Raw genomic sequence first — 16,787 nt, 5'->3', positions numbered from 1 at the left:
CGGGGCCAAATCGTCAGCGGCGTTGCAACCATGGTGCCAAGTCCTAAATGAGCGTCAGAAAAGTTCCACAGGCCACGCGACAATTTTCAGTCAAACAAGTGACTGATCATCCAGTAATCAATTTCTTTTTTTCTGTCCGATCTTGTCGGACGATCTGGCTCGATTTGTCACTCAAGATCACACTTGCAGGGCATGTACGCTCATACCAAAAGCTGTCTGGTCAAGGCCTTTCTGGCCTTTTAAGACTGTTCGCGCATAACAACGGCCTGATGCATTTCTTTGGGTAACAAAAAAGTGTTACCAGCGCTAACCGGTAACACTTTTTGAAGGAGAGATTTCGGAGGGATGACAGCCCGCTTTCACGGGCTGCTGGAGGGCGTCAGGCGAGGCTCTTGCTGACCACTTCGAAGACGTCGCTGGACAGCTCGCCAGAGGCGAGGATGCGCTCCAGCTCGCCCTTCATCAGTTGCTGGCGACTGGCGTCGTACTTGCGCCAGCGCGTCAGCGGTGCCAGTTGGCGGGAGGCGATCTGGGGGTTGAACGCGTTCAGCGTGATCACGTGATCGGCGAGGAAACGGTAGCCAGCACCATCGGCCCGGTGGAAGTTCACCAGGTTCTGGTTGGCGAAGGCGCCGATCAGCGCGCGTACCTTGTTCGGGTTCTTCAAGGTGAAGGCCGGATGCTCCATCAATGCCTGGACGCGCTCGAGGCCGCCCGGCAGGCCGCAGCCGGCCTGCACGCTGAACCACTGGTCCATCACCAGCGGGTCATCCTTGAAGTAGTCGGCGAAACGCGACAGGGCGTCGGCCTTTTCTTGCTCGAAACCAGAATTGACCAGCACAGCCAGGGACGACAGGCGCTCGGTCATGTTGTCGCTATCGTTGAACTGCTCCAGACAGGCCTCAAGCACTTCGGCCTTGCCGCTCTGCATCAGGTACGACAGGGCGATGTTCTGCAGGGTGCGGCGGGCGATATGCGCCGCTTCGGCCACATAACCGGTTTCTCGGGAAAGCGCGCGGTTCGCCTGGAAACGGGCCAGCAGCGGCTGGAACAGGGCTTCGCCGATGGACTGACGAGCGAATTCGCGGGCGGCATGGATGGCATCCACATCCGCGACTTCACTGATTTCGGTGAGGTAGGCCTCGCTCGGCAACGAGAGCATCTCGGCAACCATGGCCTGATCGAGGGACTCGTCCTCCAGCAGGGTGCGGAAGGCGGTGATCAGGCGCGAGTCCAGCACCAGCTTCTCGCCACGCTGATGCTGTGCAATCAGCTCCTGCAGCACCTGTACCGACAGTTGCTGCCCCGCTTCCCAGCGGTTGAAGCCGTCGGAATCGTGCTGCATGAGGAACATCAATTGATCGCGGCTGTAAGGGAAGCTCAGCTTCACCGGTGCCGAAAAACCACGCAACAGCGAAGGGAGCGGACGTTCGGCGACATCGACGAAGGTGAAGCGCTGCTCCGCCTCGCTCAAAGCCAGTACGCGGCTGCCGCCTTGCGCGGTGTCTTCGCCTTGCAGACGCAGCGGCAACTCGCGGCCCTGGCCGTCCAGCAAACCCACTTCCACCGGAATGACGAAGGGTTGCTTGTCCTTCTGCCCCGGGGTCGCCGGGCAGCTCTGGCGGAAGGTCAGGCTGTAGGTCTTCGCTGCCGCATCATAGGCCTCTTCCACCTGCAGGCGCGGAGTTCCGGACTGGCTGTACCAGCGTTTGAACTGACCGAGGTCGACGCCGTTGGCGTCTTCCATGGCCTTGATAAAGTCATCGCAGGTCACCGCCTGGCCGTCATGGCGTTCGAAATAGAGATCGGTGCCTTTGCGGAAGCCCTCGGCGCCCAGCAGGGTGTGGATCATGCGCACCACTTCCGAGCCCTTCTCGTAGACGGTCAGGGTGTAGAAGTTGGAGATCTCGATGAAGGAGTCGGGACGCACGGGGTGGGCCATGGGGCCGGCATCCTCGGCGAACTGGTTGGTGCGCAGGAAGGCCACGTCCTCGATTCGCTTGACGGTGCGCGAGTTCATGTCAGCGGAGAACTCGGCATCCCGGAACACGGTGAAGCCTTCCTTCAAGGACAGCTGGAACCAGTCGCGGCAGGTCACGCGGTTGCCCGACCAGTTGTGGAAGTACTCGTGTGCCACCACCGCCTCGACCCGCTGGTGCGCGGCGTCGGTGGCGGTCTCGGCCTTGGCCAGCACACAGCTGGAGTTGAAGATGTTGAGCCCCTTGTTCTCCATGGCGCCCATGTTGAAGTCGTTCACCGCAACGATCATGAAGATGTCCAGGTCGTACTCGCGACCGTAGACCTCTTCGTCCCAGCGCATGGACTTCTTCAGGCTGTCCATGGCGTGCTGGACCTTGTCGATGTTCTCGGGCTCGACATAGATACGCAGTGCCACGTCACGCTGCGTCATGGTGGTGAAACTGTCTTCCACGCACCAGAGGTCACCGGCCACCAGGGCGAACAGATAGGCCGGCTTCTTGAAGGGGTCTTCCCAGGTCGCCCAGTGCCGACCGCCCTCCTCTGCCCCGCTGGCCACCGGGTTACCGTTGGACAGCAACACCGGGTAGCGATGCTGCTCGGCGCTGACGGTGGTGGTGAAGGTGCTCATCACATCCGGGCGGTCGAGGTAGTAGGTGATCTTGCGGAAGCCTTCGGCCTCGCACTGGGTGCAGAACATCTTGCCGGACTTGTACAGCCCTTCCAGCGCGGTGTTGGTTTCCGGATGGATGCGCACCGTACTGTCGAGGGTGAAGGCCTTCGAAACCGGCTGAAGAGTCAGGTGGCTGTCATCCAGCTGGTAGTCGGCGGCGCCCAGTTCGCGGTCATCCATGGACAACGACAAAAGCTCCAGTTGCTGGCCGTCCAGCACCAGGGGCGGCAGGCCCTCGCCGCGCGCCGGATTGCGGCGCATCACCAGCTGGGCGTGGACCAGGGTGTGGTCCTCGTACAGCTCGAAGGTCAGGTTGGTCTCGTCAATCAGGTATTCCGGGGCCTGATAGTCCTTGAGGTAGATGACTTTCGGTTGCTCGGTGCGCATGGTCGTCTCTTCGCTTGCGGGGCGGCCCCGAAACCCTGGGCCGCGCATGATGAATGGGTCAAGGTCGGAGTATGGACTATTCCCCTACCGACCTTCTGCCAGAACCTATGCCGCGCTGATGGCCAACTGGTAGGCCGTGTACTTGCGCAGGTTGATCACGCCGGTATCGAGGATCAGGTACTGGCCCTTGATCCCCCGCAGCGTACCCTCCACCACCGGCGTCTTGTCCAGATCGAAGCTGACGACCTTGGTCGGATAGGCATCCACCGGGTAGCTGATCTCGACGGTCTGGATATCGCTGACCGGCTGGATCGCCTGCAGGCCAAAGCGGTCCTGGAGCGCGCGGATACCCTCGGCGCAATGCTCGAACAGCTCGTCGCGAACGCTGGGCAGATCCAGCGACGGCGCCTCGCCCTTGAGCATGGCACGCCAGTTGGTGCGATCGGCTACCCGGCTGCGCAGCAGGTCTTCGACGAAGCCGGACTGCTGGCGGGTGGCCACACGCATGATCGGCAGCGCTTGGCTGGCGCCCTGGTCGATCCAGCGGGTCGGCACCTGGCTGGCACGGGTGATGCCTACTTTGATACCCGAGGAGTTGGCCAGGTAGACCACGTGGTCGGTCATGCAGAAACGCTCCCCCCACTCCGGCTCGCGGCACGTGCCCTGATCGAAGTGGCACTTCTCCGGGCTGACGATACAACTGTCGCACTGGGCCAGCTTGGTGAAACAGGGGTAGCAATAGCCCTGGCTGAAGCTCTTCTTCGTCTTGCGCCCGCAATGGGTGCAGTGGATGGCCCCGAGGAACTCCAGGCGAAGCTGCTTGCCGATCAGTGGGTTCGCCGCGATATCCGCTTCGCCGAGGCGAAAGCCGTATTGCACGGGCGTTTCAAGGCGCACCGACATCTTGCTGAGTGCACCGCGTCCTAGTTCCAGCATCAGTGGACCGAATTCGACTTGAACAGAATGTTAGGGATGGGATCGGACTTGGAACTGCACTCCTGCGGCCCCATGTAACCGGTGCGCTCTTCTTCTGGAAGGTTCTTCAGCTCCCAGGCGATCACCGCCTGCAGCGACAGCTCCTTCTGCTCCTGGGTCAGCTTGCGGCCATCCGGCCACTTGCCGATTTCCACGGCCAGCTTGAGGCTTTCGTAGACATCCTGGGTGATGTTGCTGATCAGATGGGCAAAAGACGACATGGGCCGCTCGCAGGAAAATGGGACAGGCCGCGCATTCTAACGACCCAGGCGCGCCAAGGCACCTCCAAGGAGGCCAGTGGCGCAACCGACCAGCAATCCGCCCACATGGGCACCGTTGGCGATGGCGCCGAAACCCAGGGCGGTGATCAGCCCGGACAGGCACACCAGCAGCCAGATCAGCATCATCGCCATCACCCCGGGCGGCAGACGGTAAGCCGGGCACGGTGCGAGGCGCTGGAACACCCAGCAGTGGCCGAGCAGCCCGTAGAGCACGCCGGAAAGCCCGCCGAACAACGTGGGGCCACTGGTGAAGTACTGGGCATAATCCGACACCAGGCTGAAGCCGAGGGTCAGTACCAGCAGCACCGCCCCTCCCTGCCGCGCCTCGATGCGCCGCCCGAGTTCCCAGAACCACATTCCGTTCATCGCAAGGTGGAGGATGCCGAAGTGGATCAGCATAGGCGTCACCAACCGCCACCACTGCCCGGCTGCCAGTCCCTCTTCCAGGGACGAGAAGTAGATGTAGTCACCCTGGACCTGGAAGTCCTGGAAGCTCAGCCAGCGGATGGTGGAAAAGTTCTCTCCCAGACCGGTGAGCGCTGCCACCGCCAGGGTCAACAGCAACACCAGGCTGGTGATGGGACTGGCCTTTAGCTGCGCGAGGATGCCAGGGCGCGGCGCTTCGGTCGGCGCCTCATGGGGCAACTGGAAATGCGGGTCGCCATCAGGAAAACGCTGGTAGAGTCCGCGCACCTTCTCCGCCAATTGCGGCCCCGGCACCCAAAGCACCTGCTCGCCGGATTCCTCGCTGACCCGATAGGGCACTTCCAGGCGCTGCAACAGGGCCACGAAACCGGAAAGATCCACGGTCAGGGGTAAACGCAATACTTCAACCGCACTCATCGGGGCTCCTCGGGGCGCTCCACTTCGACCCATACGAACTTGTCCGGGTCCAGCCGGGTTTCCTGGTCAAGCCGGTAGGCCACCAGCTTGCCGTACATCACTGCGCTGTAGTCCAGGCAGGCCAGGTTGCCGCGAATCGGCGCCGGACGGCCGCGCCGCCAGTAGTGGCCGACGAACAGTATGGGCTCTTGCGGGCCGTAACTGAGCAGGCGCGACTTGTGTGCCTGGGACAGCGGCTGGCTGGCCACCTGCTCGGGCAACGCGTCGGGCTGGAAAACCACATCACCGTATGTCTGCGGATCCTCGGCCCAGAACTTGGTGCGGAACGCCGAGCGGGTGAAACCGTCGCTGCCGGTCAGGGTCATGCCGCCGGGCAGTGGCAGGTCGGTGCCACGCAGCAGCCTGTCGAACACTCGCGTGGCGAAGCTGGACGGATCGACCGCAGCCTTGATGAAAGCCTCGTTGATCCGCCCGTCCGGGTGCATGTCGCGCAATGCAGCGATCATGTGGCCATCCCAGCAGGCGTGGACCATGCGGAAATGGCCGCCATCGAGGAAAAGCGGCAGCTCGTAGAACCAGCCGAGGAAGTCCCTCCAGTCGGCCGGATGGCCTTCGAATTGCTCCAGGGTTTCCTTGATCAGCCGGGCATGGCGCGGGGTGTGCTCACGGACAAAATGGTGCCCGCTACCGGGTGGCGCCGGAGTGCTCCAGCCAAGGGCGTTGTACTCATGGTTACCCATGATGCACAGGGCCTGCCCGGCTTCCACCATGGCGTGAACCAGGTGCAGCGCTTCGCGGATGCGCGGACCACGGTCGATGATATCGCCCAGGAACAGCGCCATGCGCTGCGGGTGCTGCCAGGTGCCATTGTGCTTGCGATAGCCGAGGCGATCGAGCAGGCGCTCCAGGGTATGGGCGCAGCCGTGGACGTCGCCGATCAGGTCGTAGCCACGGCCGGGATCGAGGCTCATCAGTCGCCTCCGCCGAGTCGGCTGCCCCAGCCCAGCTTGGTCCGACAGACCTCGTAGTAGTTGTGGTCCAGGGGGTGGATCAGGCGCAGTTTCTGCGGCTTCTTGGCCACCGTGATCGTATCGCCGGGGGCGCAGGTAAAGTGGTTCTGGCCATCGCAGGACACCAGCGGATAGATCTGCAGGTTGGGCGAGACCACAATCTTCAGCTCGCTGGTGCTGTCCACCACAATGGGCCGGCTGGACAACGTGTGCGGATACATGGGCACGATGACGATCGCATCGAGCTTGGGATGCATGATCGGACCACCGGCGGACAGCGCGTAGGCCGTGGAGCCAGTCGGCGTGGCGATGATCAGTCCGTCGGCCTTCTGGCTGCAGACGAACTGGCCATCGATATGCAGCTCGAACTCGATCATCCGCGTCGATTTGCCAGGGTGCAGCACGACGTCATTCAGCGCATCCCCCTGACCGATGGCCTCACCATGGCGGCGCACCTCCGCCTCCAGCAGGAAGCGCGTCTCGACGCTGTAGCGACCATCCAGCACCTCGGCCACCTTCACTTCCAGCTCGTCAGGACGGATATCGGTGAGAAAGCCCAGGCTGCCGCGGTTGATTCCCAGCACCGGCACGTTGTGCCGCGCCAGGGCCCGGGCGGCGCCGAGCATACTGCCGTCGCCGCCGACCACGATCACCAGGTCACAGACTTCGCCGAGGATCTTGCGCGACGAGGTCTGCAGGCCATGGCCCGGCAGCACTTCGGAGATGGTGTCTTCGAGAATCACATGGAGGTGACGGTCCAGCAGGAATTTTTTCAGCCGGCGAATGGTGTCGAGCACATGGGAACTGCCCAGGCGACCGATTATGCCGATATTGCGGAATTGCTCCATGGTGCTCCAGGGCGGCATTGGCGGGTGAGGAATGGCGAAAGTATGGGGGATAGAGACGGACAGCGGCAAACCACTGTCGGCTATGCTCGCAGCATGCAAGCCTTCGAATCGCTGACCGAGCTCCCCCGCCAGCTTCGCCACCCCGGCGTGCGCGACCTGGCCTGGGTCCTGCTCTCGCCTCCGCTGCTCAGCCGGCCGCCCTGGCGCCAACGCCATCCGCTCAGCGCCAGCGGATGGGCCAGCCGGCCCGAGCGCCTGGCCGACTGGTTGCATCGACTGGATCAGCACCCCTTGCCACTGGAGCACTGGTTGGCGCAAGCCTCCAACCGTCGCCTCGGCCTCTACTACGAGCGCCTCTGGCAATTCGCTCTGGGCCAGGCGCCGGATGTGGAACTGCTGGCGGCCAACCTGCCGATCCGCATCGCCGGCCAGACCCTGGGCGAGCTCGACTTGCTCTTGCGCGATGCGGAGGGCGTTCACCACCTGGAGCTGGCAATCAAGCTCTATCTGGGCCCACGCCATGGCGATGGCGGCAAATCCTCCGAGTGGATCGGCCCGGGCAGCCACGACCGCCTCGACCGCAAACTGGAACACCTCAGCCTGCACCAGCTCCCCCTCTCGTCCAGCCCCGAAAGCCGTCATGCCCTGGCCCAGCTGGATGCCCAGCCGGCCAGCGCCGAACTCTGGCTCGGCGGCTACTTGTTCTATCCCTGGCCGGGCAACTGCACCGCACCGCTCGGCGCCAACCCTGCTCACCTGCGTGGTCGCTGGTTGCGCCACAACGAGCTGGAGGACTTCCTGGGACAGACCAGGGACGGCAACTGGCAGCCGCTAGCAAGGCAATCCTGGCTCGCCCCGGCAGCCTGTGATCCCAGCGACCTCTGGACAGAGGAAAGCTTCCGGCAATGGCGCCAGCAGTTGCAGCCGGACAGCCCGGCGCGCCTACTGGTGCGCCTGGCGCCGGACGCGGATGGACGCTGGAGGGAAGTGGAGCGTGCATTCGTGGTCAGCGACCGCTGGCCGCTTGAGCCGCTGTAGACCGCAGGGCGGCCATGCACGCTGAAGCGCCGGCCCCCACGACCCCTTGACCAGGCGATCCCGCAGAGCCCGAAAAACAAAATGCCCGAAGGCCGAGCGCGCGGTGGCGCTGGGGTTTGGGTGGCGAATACTCTCCGCGAACTTCCGCTCGAACTTCAGGGAAGTACGGATATAGAGGCCGACAATAACTTTCGTGAACTTCGGGTTGACGCTGGATACATGCGTCGGGGAACTTCGATACCCCCGGACTTGGGGTCATGACCCGACCCTTCCAGGCCGACGAAGGGATCAGCGACTGCGCTCTATTCGGCCGCCGGACCGGGCCAGGTAGCCAGCACCGGTTTCGCTGATCAACGCATCCCGCTGCAACGCCGGCAAGGCATCCAGGCCGTCGCGCAAGGCGTAAGCGCGAAAGCCCAACTGCGAGAGTGTGAACACCGCACTGGCGCTGCGCTTGCCACTGTCGCAATAGCAGAGGTAGGTGCCTTCGCCGTCCAGCAGCCGTGCCTTCAGACGCAACAGGTGCAGGGGCATGTTCAGCGCCTGGGGCGCATGGGCGCGCTCATACTCGTCCTGCAGGCGTACATCCAGCCATTGGCCGCCATTGCCCAGCAGGCGCACCGCCTCCCCCAGACTGACTTCATCCACCACCGGCGCTTTCAGCAGTTCGAGGAAATCCACCCGGTCCAGCCGCTGCAGCACGCTGTCTTCCAGCAAGGTGACACTGGCGTTGCGCGGGCAATCCCCCAACAGGGCTTCCTCGCCGAAGCAGGCCCCCACCTCCAGTTCGGCCAGCAGTTGCTGCTCGCTGCCGGCGCCACGTATGACCTCGGCCCGGCCGGACTCCAGGAAGTAGCAGCAATCGCCCTCCTCCCCTTCACCCATCACCTGGCTGCCCGCAGGCAGCTCCACTCGCCGCAGGCGTTCCAGCATGCTGCGCACATTGGCCGGCGGCACCTTGGCCAGCAATGGACTGGCCAGCAGTGCTCCAAGCCATTCGCTGTCGCCCTCCAGACTGTTCTCCAGCAGCAGGTCCTGGTGGGCCGAACTCCAGGTCAACTGACGCGCCAGGGTGGCGCTGTCGATGACCAGCAATGAGCAGTCTCGCAACGCCAAGGCTTCATGCAGGCGCGGCAGGCTCGGGGAAACCGGGTGGCAACTGGCTTCGCTTCCCGCCTCCAGGCGCGTCTCGATGCCTTCGACATCACGCAGGAGCAGCTCGCCGGATAACAGGTACCAGGTGAGGCGCGCCTGGTCGCCCCGCCGGAAAAGCAGTTGCCCCGCCAGCAGCGGCTGAGGCACCAACTGCGAGCGCAGCTCTCGCCACTGCGGATCGGCCAACGCGTTGAGCGGAACCAGGCTGCGCAGTTGCTGGGGATTCAGGGGTTCGCTCATGGAGTCATCCTTGTGCATCCACTGCCCGGGCAGTGTAGTTGGCCAGCCGCAACAGTTCGGTTTGCAGGGCCCGCCGTCCCTGCAGGCCACCGGTATGGAGCAACACGAGTCGACTACCGCGCGGTATGCGACCGCCTTGTGCCTCCGCATGGATGGCCATTAGGGCCTTGGCGGTGTAAAGGGGCTCCAGGGTAAGGCCTCCGTCCCTTTCGCTGTCCAGCATGAAGCGCGCGAGGTCAGCATCCAGTCGAGCGAAACCAGCGCGGCTGGCATCGATCAGCCGGTATCCCTGGTCTGCGCAACCGGCCTCACCGAGGATAGCGCTCACCTGCTCAGCGACGCCGTGGTCCGAGGGCACCGCGAGGGCTCCAATCACCGGGTGCCTACCCGCCTCGCCGAGCACCAGCCCGGCGAGGGTGGTGCCCGTACCGGCGGCTGTCCAGAGGCTGTGGTAGTCATCCCAACCAATGGCCGCTAACTGTCCGCGGATCATCTCCACCAACCCGGCACAGCCTTGTGCGCCCGTCAGACCACCACCGCCCTCGGCCACCGGCTGGTAGCGTGGGTAGCGCTGCAGCCAGGTTGCCCAGAAACCCGGCTGGTGGCGCGCGCGGTAGCCGCCATAGCCCAGCCAGCGCAGGGTCATGCCGAAATGCTGGAGATCTCGAATCGTCGGCGTGTCCTGGCACTCGCCGCGCAGCAGGCCCACCGTTGGGAAATTGAAACGGGCACCGGCGGCGGCCAGGGCATGAAGATGGTTGGAATGGGCGCCACCCAGGCTGACCACGCCCTCGGCGCCCGCTTGCGCGGCCTGCGCCAAATGGGGAGCCAGCTTGAACCACTTGTTGCCGGAGACCAGCGGGTCCAGGGCATCCAGACGCAGTACGGCCAACTCAAGCCCGGCAGCGGCCAGCCATGGCAGGCGCAACGGTTCAAGGGTAGCGCGGGGGTTCCAGTCAGGCAGGGTCAGAGGCAAGGTCGGGTCCGTTGGCGTCCGTTCGGGGGCGCAAGGATAAGTCAGGCGCGTACGCGAGTCCGCTCAGCCAGCAGTGCGCAGTCGCCCTCCCGCCCGATGCCGGGGGCAGCAGTTGGATTCACCGACAACGAAGCGACTGGGCGCCTCGACCCGATCGATGGGCATGCTGCAACGATCACCATTGGGCAAGCTGGCTTCGCAGGTGGGTTGCTGATAGTGGGCCAGCCACTGGCGGTACTGGTTCTCGGACACGAAGCACTTCGCCGCAGCGTAAGCCAGGGGGTTGCCCTGATAGCGGGAGATATCGGCCAGCGGAATGGTCAGGTGACCGGCTCCCGGGTGATAAACCACAAACACCACGCCCAATTGGGCCAGGCGCTCAAGTATCAGCTGTCCCGACTCGCCTTCCAGCGCCTCGCACTCCTGGCGCAGGCGATTGACCTCGGCCTGTAACTGGGCGTCCAACTGGTCGCGATAGGCCAACTCGACATCCCGGATGGCGAGCTGCTCGCGGTACTCGGCCACGGCCAAGGTGACCCGTGCCTGGAGCTCGCTCTCGAACTGGGCACGAAGGATATCCGCCTCGGTGCGCCCGTGGCGCTCAAGGGCGCGCAATTGCAGGTTCATTTCCTCGCGGCTGGCCTGGAAGCGCTCCAACTCGCCATCGAGCTGAGCCTGCAAGCCGGCATTGGCTTCTTCCTGCTGACGCAGCGCGTGTTGCAGGGTGCGAATCTGCTCCTGCAGCGCCGAGTTGCTCTGATCAGCGGCCTGGCGTACCTGTGCGATGGCTTCTTCGTTCTGCTGGCTGAGGGAGCTCAGGCGCAGGCGCTGCTGGCGGACCAACTGGGCCGTCTTCAGGCGGTGCTCCTTTTCCATCTTTTCCGCGAGCTGCTCGGCCATCTCCTTGGTGATCTCCGGCGGGGCGTACCAGCGATCTTCCGACGCCACCTGCAACCGCTCGGCATCCAGCACCTTGGGCAGCTCCTCCTCCACCAGCAAACCGAGACTGTTGCCCTTGATGGCATCGCGCAGCAGCGCCAGGTCGTTGCGATCGGCGTTGAGGCTTGGGTCCCAGAGGTGCATTTGCTGCCAGGAGACCGGGCACTGGCTGCGGCAGGCCAGGCGAATGGGGCCGGCCCCCAGGTCAGGACCCCGTCCGGAGCGCTCGGCCAATTGCCGCAGCGGCAGGTTCCAGCCGGTATCGGCACGCCCGTCTTCGTCGAAGTCGAGGTAGAAGAAAACCACCGCACGCACCTGCAGGCGCGGATTGATCATCACGTAGGCCAGATGCATCTGGCAGTCGGCGAACTCAGGCAGGCCGACCACACCGTCGAGAATGGCCTCGAACTCCGAGTAGAGCATCTGCTTGCAGATGCCGCGGTCGTTGAAGAACACGACGGCTTCCGCCTGTTGTGGCTTCTTCAGCATGCTCATCGCTCTACCTCTGGTTCTGCGCGGTGAATCACAGCGGGCATTGATGGGGCCTGGCGGCGTACGGTTTCCGTCCGCACACACTGATCCGGACTTTAGAAAAGTCTAGGGGATATTAGCCGACGAGCAATGTGACTGGGTTGGCAGTGCCCCGCCGTCGCGGCCAGTCGGACCAACGGCAAGGCAAAAGTGTGACGTGGTTGGAGCGGGCGGGAGCACCGCCCGGTGCAGAACCGGGCGGTGGAGAGGGTCAGAGTTCGGCCGCCAGGCGCGAGCCCTGGTTGATCGCGCGCTTGGCATCCAGTTCAGCGGCCACGTCGGCGCCACCGATCAAGTGCACGCTCTGGCCGGCAGCCACCAGGCCGTCATGCAGCTCGCGCAGCGGGTCCTGGCCAGCACAGACGATCACGGTATCCACCGGCAGCACCTGGGGCTCGCCCTCGGCAACACGGATGTGCAGGCCGGCGTCGTCGACCTTGAGGTACTCCACCGAGTTGAGCATCTGCACCTGCTTGTTCTTCAGACCGGTGCGATGGATCCAGCCAGTGGTTTTGCCCAGACCGTCACCCACCTTGGACTTCTTGCGCTGCAGCAGGAACACCTGGCGGGCCGCCGGATGCGGCTGGGCCTTGATCCCGGCGATGCCGCCACGGGCCTCCAGCGCGCCGTCAATGCCCCACTCCTTCCAGAAGGCTTCGCGGCTGAGGCTGGTGGCCTCTCCCTGATGCGTGACGAATTCGGACACGTCGAAACCGATACCGCCGGCACCGATCACCGCCACCTTCTGGCCCACCGGCTTGCGCTCGAGGATGGCGTCCAGATAGCTGATCACCTTCGAGTGGTCGATACCGGGGATTGCCGGCGTGCGCGGGCTGATGCCAGTGGCCAGGATGATCTCGTCATAGCCACCCCTGGCCAGGTCGTCGGCCGAGACGCGGGTGTTCAGACGCAGGTCGACTCCGGTGGTTTCCAGCTTGCGCTTGAAGTAGCGCAAGGTTTCGAAGAACTCCTCCTTGCCCGGTACGCGCTTGGCGACGTTGAACTGGCCGCCGATTTCGGCTGCAGAATCGAACAGGGTCACGCTGTGGCCACGCTCGGCGGCAACGGTGGCGGCGGAGAGGCCGGCCGGACCGGCGCCCACCACGGCGATCTTCTTGGCCTGGGCAACCGGGATGTAGTTCAGCTCGGTCTCGTGGCAGGCACGCGGGTTGACCAGGCAACTGGTCAGCTTGCCGCCAAAGGTATGGTCCAGGCAGGCCTGGTTGCAGCCGATGCAGGTGTTGATCTCGTCGGCGCGACCCTCGGCGGCCTTGTTGACGAAGTCCGGGTCGGCGAGGAACGGACGCGCCATGGACACCATGTCGGCATCGCCCTCGGCCAGGACCTGCTCGGCCACTTCCGGCGTATTGATGCGGTTGGTGGTGATCAGCGGAATCTTCACCTCGCCACGCAACTTGGCGGTGACCTTGGTGAAGGCCGCACGCGGCACCTTGGTGGCGATAGTGGGAATGCGCGCCTCGTGCCAGCCGATGCCAGTGTTGATGATGGTGGCGCCAGCAGCCTCGATGGCCTTGGCCAGGGTAACGATCTCGTCCCAGGTGCTGCCACCCTCCACCAGGTCGAGCATCGACAGACGGAAGATGATGATGAAGTTCGGACCTACGGCCTCGCGAACGCGGCGAACGATCTCCACCGCCAGGCGCATGCGGTTCTCGTAGCTGCCACCCCAGCGGTCGGTGCGCTGGTTGGTGTGGGCGGCGAGGAACTGGTTGATGAAGTACCCCTCGGATCCCATGATCTCGACGCCGTCGTACTCGGCCTGCTGGGCCAGCGTCGAGCACGTGACGAAGTCCTGGATCTGCTTCTCGATGCCCTCTTCATCCAGCTCGTTGGGCTTGAAGGGGTTGATCGGGGCCTGGATGGCCGACGGCGCGACCTGCTTGGGGTTATAGGCGTAACGGCCGGCATGGAGAATCTGCATGCAGATCTTGCCACCTGCCTCATGCACGGCACGGGTGACGATCCTGTGCTTCTCAGCCTCTTCCACGGTCGTCAGCTTGGCAGCGCCGGCATAAACGCCACCTTCGGCGTTCGGACCGATACCGCCGGTGACCATCAGGCCCACGCCACCACGGGCGCGCTCGGCGAAGTAGGCGGCCATGCACTCGAAGCCGTTGGGTTTCTCTTCCAGCCCGGTGTGCATGGAGCCCATCAGGGTGCGGTTGCGCAGGGTGGTGAAGCCCAGATCAAGGGGGGCGAGCAGATGCGGGTAACGGGCGGCGGTCATGATTCCTCCACAGCAGGCGGTGCTAATCACGGAATGCCCCTGACCTCAGAGGGTCGGGATCGGTTGTGGGGCAGACGATAAAGAGCCGCCACCGCCCACTCAATGATCAGAACTGACAAGTTACTGATCCAAACTGACAGCCACCCTTGGCAATCGGCAGCCTGTCCCCTACCCTGATCGGCATTCCTCCGCCCCGGACATTCCATGCGCAAACTGTTGACGCCCTTGATCGCCGCCATCCTGGTGAGCTGCCTGACCGCCTACGCGGTATGGACCGGTGAGCGGCCTCGCGCCCACTACCTGTCCGATCTACGCGCCAGCCTGGCCAGCGACGTGGGCACCGCCAGCGCACGGGGCAATCTGCTCGCGATTCGACCGGCGCTCTACCCAAGCGATTACCGCGACCCGGACCTGCTGCGCATGAAGCTGGTCGCAGCCCTCGACCAGGCCCGTGCCCAGGGCCTGCTCAACGACAAGACCGTTGTCGCACTGCCCGACCATATCGGCACCTGGTTGCTGCTGCGGGACGAGAAGCACAACCTCTACCAGGCCCGCACCTTTGCCGAGGGTGGCCGATTGCTGACGCTCAGCCACCCAACCCTGCTCGGCCGCCTGTTCCTCCAGGGCCAGGACCTGGAAGAAGCCCTGTTGCGGGCCAAGGCCCGGCGCATGGCGCGGGATTACCAGAAGCTGTTCAGCCGCCTCGCCAGTGAGTACCGGGTGACCATCCTGGCCGGCTCCATACTCCTGCCCTCGCCCTATCTCAAAGAAGGCAAGCTGCGCAGCGGCCATGGCGCCCTCTACAACCTGGCACTGGCCTTCTCCCCGGACGGCCTGCTGCTGGACGAGCCGTTCAGCCAGCCCTGGCCGCAAAGCGCCCGGGGTGAATCGCGCCAAAGCCTGCAAACCAGCAGCGGCCTGGTAACCATCACTCGAAGCTGGAGCCAGGGTTATCCGCACAGCCGGGTGACCCTGAGCGACGGTCAGACCACCGCCAGCGAAGTCCTGTTCCTGCGCGGCCGCCTCTGGCCCCTGCACAACTCACCCGCCGGCAGCGAGCTGACGCCTAGCAACACGCGACAAGCCAGCGAGGCGCCGGGCAGCCACCTGCTGAATGCCTGGCTGGGGGAGAAATGAAAGCGCAGCGGGTCAAGCTGGGCGACCTCTCCGTGAGTTTCGTCCACGGCATGGCGGCAGCACTGGAACAGAGCGGCCAATCCCCTGCGGAACTGCTGGAGCGCTTCGGCCTGGATGCCGCCCGATTCGCCGAACCTCACGGCCGCCTGTCAATCCCGCGCTACATGCGCCTCGGTCACGCCGCCATCCAGCTCAGCGGCAATCCCGCACTGGGACTGAACATGGGCCGCCTGAGCCGCCTCGCCCACTTGGGACTTGCCGGCGTCTGTGCCGGCCAGGCACCGAACCTGCGGGAGGCCGCTCGCGCCCTGACCCGCTTCGAACTGCTCTACGCCAGCAACTACCGTGGCCAGTCGAGCTTCCACGAGGACAGCAAGGGCGCCTGGCTGCGCTTTTATTCCATCAGCCCCTACAACGCCTACAACCGCTTCGTGGTGGATTCGGTACTGGCGGGCTGGCAGAGCTACCTGAGCCAACTGGTTGGCGCCGACATTCGCATAGAGAAGGTGGAAATCGAGTTCCCCGCGCCGGACTACGCCGAGCGCTACGCCGAACATTTCGGCTGCCCGGTGGAGTTCGAGGCCGGCGCCAACCAGTTGCGCCTCTCCCAGGACACGCTGGCACAACGCGGCCGAGAACACTGCCCGAGTACCTGGCGACAATTGCTGGATATCTGTGAAGGGGAGCTGCAGCAGCTGACGCGCACCCGCAGCCTGCGCGAGCGCATCACCCAATTGCTGGGGCCGCTGCTGCACGGGCGCGAGCCGGACCTGGAAGAAGTGGCAGCGCGCCTGCAGATGCCCAGCTGGACCCTTCGCCGCAAGCTGGCCGAAGAAGGCACCCAGTTTCGCGCCATCCTCAATGAAACCCGCCGCGACCTGGCCATGGCCTACATCCGCGACACCGAACTGGCTTTCGGCGAAATCGCGTACCTGCTCGGCTTCGCCTCGGCAGAAGCCTTCCAACGCGCCTTCAAGCGCTGGAGCGGCAGCACGCCGGGCGAGTTCCGCCGCGCCCAGCGCCAAGCGGGCTGATCACATTTCGGTGGCGTCTTCGGCTGGCTCTACCGGGTCTTGCTCGGTGGCGTGGAAATCGAGAATTTCTTCCTGGTAATCGTCCATCTTTAGTTCCTCCTGACGTCAACAGGCGTATTGGAAACAAAGAACATGCCAAGAATGTAACGATTCCAGGTGACCGAAAAATTAATTCGGGCAAAGAAAAAGCCCTCAGGTATTGCTACCTGAGGGCTTCTCTATATGGCGCAGCGGACGGGACTCGAACCCGCGACCCCCGGCGTGACAGGCCGGTATTCTAACCGACTGAACTACCGCTGCGTGTCGGTTGGACTTGCGTCCGGTGAAACTTTTGCATCGTCTGGCGACCTGGCCCTGTGGACCTTGCCGCCTCATGCCCGAGCATCTCGAACATGGGGAATATGGCGCAGCGGACGGGACTCGAACCCGCGACCCCCGGCGTGACAGGCCGGTATTCTAACCGACTGAACTACCGCTGCGCGTCGGCCGGACTTT

13 protein-coding genes and 2 tRNA genes are annotated in these 16,787 nt (G+C 64.1%); 3 read left to right on the top strand and 12 right to left on the bottom strand.

From position 1 onward, the window contains the following. Positions 1 to 379: 379 nt before the first annotated feature. The 6 genes from pepN to G559_RS0127745 form a co-directional block, all read right to left on the bottom strand. Complete coding sequence (gene pepN, locus G559_RS0127770; protein ID WP_028631357.1) at positions 380 to 3,037, bottom strand: aminopeptidase N; 2,658 nt, start codon at positions 3,035 to 3,037, stop codon at positions 380 to 382. Between the two features lie 105 nt (positions 3,038 to 3,142). Further along, on the bottom strand, positions 3,143 to 3,973 hold the full coding sequence (locus tag G559_RS0127765; protein ID WP_028631356.1) for a DUF2797 domain-containing protein: 831 nt from the start codon (positions 3,971 to 3,973) through the stop codon (positions 3,143 to 3,145). Next, complete coding sequence (locus tag G559_RS0127760; RefSeq protein WP_028631355.1) at positions 3,973 to 4,233, bottom strand: YeaC family protein; 261 nt, start codon at positions 4,231 to 4,233, stop codon at positions 3,973 to 3,975. The genes G559_RS0127765 and G559_RS0127760 overlap by 1 nt, the downstream gene beginning before the upstream one ends. A gap of 36 nt (positions 4,234 to 4,269) precedes the next feature. Beyond that, on the bottom strand, positions 4,270 to 5,136 hold the full coding sequence (locus tag G559_RS0127755; RefSeq protein ID WP_028631354.1) for a rhomboid family intramembrane serine protease: 867 nt from the start codon (positions 5,134 to 5,136) through the stop codon (positions 4,270 to 4,272). Further along, positions 5,133 to 6,107, bottom strand: a complete 975-nt coding sequence (locus G559_RS0127750) for a metallophosphoesterase (RefSeq protein WP_028631353.1) — start codon at positions 6,105 to 6,107, stop codon at positions 5,133 to 5,135. The genes G559_RS0127755 and G559_RS0127750 overlap by 4 nt, the downstream gene beginning before the upstream one ends. Then, the gene (locus G559_RS0127745) at positions 6,107 to 6,994 is read right to left on the bottom strand and encodes an NAD(+) kinase (protein WP_028631352.1); all 888 of its coding nucleotides are present in this window, start codon (positions 6,992 to 6,994) and stop codon (positions 6,107 to 6,109) included. The genes G559_RS0127750 and G559_RS0127745 overlap by 1 nt, the downstream gene beginning before the upstream one ends. Before the next feature lie 93 nt (positions 6,995 to 7,087). Here G559_RS0127745 and G559_RS0127740 point away from each other — a divergent pair, with 93 nt between their 5' ends. Next, positions 7,088 to 8,032 (top strand): DUF1853 family protein, encoded by a 945-nt coding sequence (locus tag G559_RS0127740; protein WP_028631351.1) that lies wholly within the window; start codon positions 7,088 to 7,090, stop codon positions 8,030 to 8,032. Positions 8,033 to 8,320: 288 nt separating this feature from the next. On the opposite strand, the gene G559_RS0127735 is transcribed toward G559_RS0127740, so the two are convergent. The 4 genes from G559_RS0127735 to G559_RS0127720 all read right to left on the bottom strand — a co-directional run bounded on the left by G559_RS0127735 (position 8,321) and on the right by G559_RS0127720 (position 14,121). Further along, positions 8,321 to 9,427 (bottom strand): cyclic nucleotide-binding domain-containing protein, encoded by a 1,107-nt coding sequence (locus G559_RS0127735; protein WP_028631350.1) that lies wholly within the window; start codon positions 9,425 to 9,427, stop codon positions 8,321 to 8,323. 4 nt (positions 9,428 to 9,431) lie between these two features. Beyond that, the gene (locus G559_RS29465) at positions 9,432 to 10,397 is read right to left on the bottom strand and encodes a 1-aminocyclopropane-1-carboxylate deaminase/D-cysteine desulfhydrase (protein WP_036997966.1); all 966 of its coding nucleotides are present in this window, start codon (positions 10,395 to 10,397) and stop codon (positions 9,432 to 9,434) included. Positions 10,398 to 10,466: 69 nt separating this feature from the next. Next, complete coding sequence (locus G559_RS0127725; RefSeq protein ID WP_028631349.1) at positions 10,467 to 11,837, bottom strand: chromosome partitioning protein ParA; 1,371 nt, start codon at positions 11,835 to 11,837, stop codon at positions 10,467 to 10,469. A gap of 247 nt (positions 11,838 to 12,084) precedes the next feature. Next, on the bottom strand, positions 12,085 to 14,121 hold the full coding sequence (locus G559_RS0127720; RefSeq protein WP_028631348.1) for an NADPH-dependent 2,4-dienoyl-CoA reductase: 2,037 nt from the start codon (positions 14,119 to 14,121) through the stop codon (positions 12,085 to 12,087). A 204-nt stretch (positions 14,122 to 14,325) separates the two neighbouring features. On the opposite strand from G559_RS0127720, the gene G559_RS0127715 reads away from it, so the two are divergent. Both G559_RS0127715 and G559_RS0127710 read left to right on the top strand, forming a co-directional pair. Then, positions 14,326 to 15,258 (top strand): carbon-nitrogen hydrolase family protein, encoded by a 933-nt coding sequence (locus tag G559_RS0127715; RefSeq protein ID WP_028631347.1) that lies wholly within the window; start codon positions 14,326 to 14,328, stop codon positions 15,256 to 15,258. Continuing rightward, positions 15,255 to 16,292, top strand: a complete 1,038-nt coding sequence (locus tag G559_RS0127710; protein WP_028631346.1) for an AraC family transcriptional regulator — start codon at positions 15,255 to 15,257, stop codon at positions 16,290 to 16,292. Before G559_RS0127715 ends, G559_RS0127710 begins: the two co-directional genes overlap by 4 nt. A gap of 223 nt (positions 16,293 to 16,515) precedes the next feature. On the opposite strand, the gene G559_RS0127700 is transcribed toward G559_RS0127710, so the two are convergent. Continuing rightward, positions 16,516 to 16,592: transfer RNA gene (locus tag G559_RS0127700), tRNA-Asp, on the bottom strand. A 102-nt stretch (positions 16,593 to 16,694) separates the two neighbouring features. Then, positions 16,695 to 16,771: transfer RNA gene (locus G559_RS0127695), tRNA-Asp, on the bottom strand. Between the last annotated feature and the right edge of the window lie 16 nt (positions 16,772 to 16,787).

Origin of the sequence: Metapseudomonas resinovorans DSM 21078 (genome assembly GCF_000423545.1) — a bacterium.
Lineage (GTDB): Bacteria > Pseudomonadota > Gammaproteobacteria > Pseudomonadales > Pseudomonadaceae > Metapseudomonas > Metapseudomonas resinovorans.
Note: the sequence above shows the minus strand (reverse complement) of the source record. Positions and strands in the feature narration are given on the sequence as shown.

What these genes read in the sequence shown, in the direction of transcription:
- G559_RS0127760 (WP_028631355.1), bottom strand. Translation starts at nt 4,233, where the DNA reads ATGTCGTCTTTTGCCCATCTGATCAGCAACATCACCCAGGATGTCTAC.
- G559_RS0127755 (WP_028631354.1), bottom strand. Translation starts at nt 5,136, where the DNA reads ATGAGTGCGGTTGAAGTATTGCGTTTACCCCTGACCGTGGATCTTTCC.
- G559_RS0127765 (WP_028631356.1), bottom strand. Translation starts at nt 3,973, where the DNA reads ATGCTGGAACTAGGACGCGGTGCACTCAGCAAGATGTCGGTGCGCCTT.
- G559_RS0127710 (WP_028631346.1), top strand. Translation starts at nt 15,255, where the DNA reads ATGAAAGCGCAGCGGGTCAAGCTGGGCGACCTCTCCGTGAGTTTCGTC.
- G559_RS0127745 (WP_028631352.1), bottom strand. Translation starts at nt 6,994, where the DNA reads ATGGAGCAATTCCGCAATATCGGCATAATCGGTCGCCTGGGCAGTTCC.
- pepN (WP_028631357.1), bottom strand. Translation starts at nt 3,037, where the DNA reads ATGCGCACCGAGCAACCGAAAGTCATCTACCTCAAGGACTATCAGGCC.
- G559_RS0127750 (WP_028631353.1), bottom strand. Translation starts at nt 6,107, where the DNA reads ATGAGCCTCGATCCCGGCCGTGGCTACGACCTGATCGGCGACGTCCAC.
- G559_RS0127725 (WP_028631349.1), bottom strand. Translation starts at nt 11,837, where the DNA reads ATGAGCATGCTGAAGAAGCCACAACAGGCGGAAGCCGTCGTGTTCTTC.
- G559_RS0127715 (WP_028631347.1), top strand. Translation starts at nt 14,326, where the DNA reads ATGCGCAAACTGTTGACGCCCTTGATCGCCGCCATCCTGGTGAGCTGC.
- G559_RS0127740 (WP_028631351.1), top strand. Translation starts at nt 7,088, where the DNA reads ATGCAAGCCTTCGAATCGCTGACCGAGCTCCCCCGCCAGCTTCGCCAC.
- G559_RS0127720 (WP_028631348.1), bottom strand. Translation starts at nt 14,121, where the DNA reads ATGACCGCCGCCCGTTACCCGCATCTGCTCGCCCCCCTTGATCTGGGC.
- G559_RS0127735 (WP_028631350.1), bottom strand. Translation starts at nt 9,427, where the DNA reads ATGAGCGAACCCCTGAATCCCCAGCAACTGCGCAGCCTGGTTCCGCTC.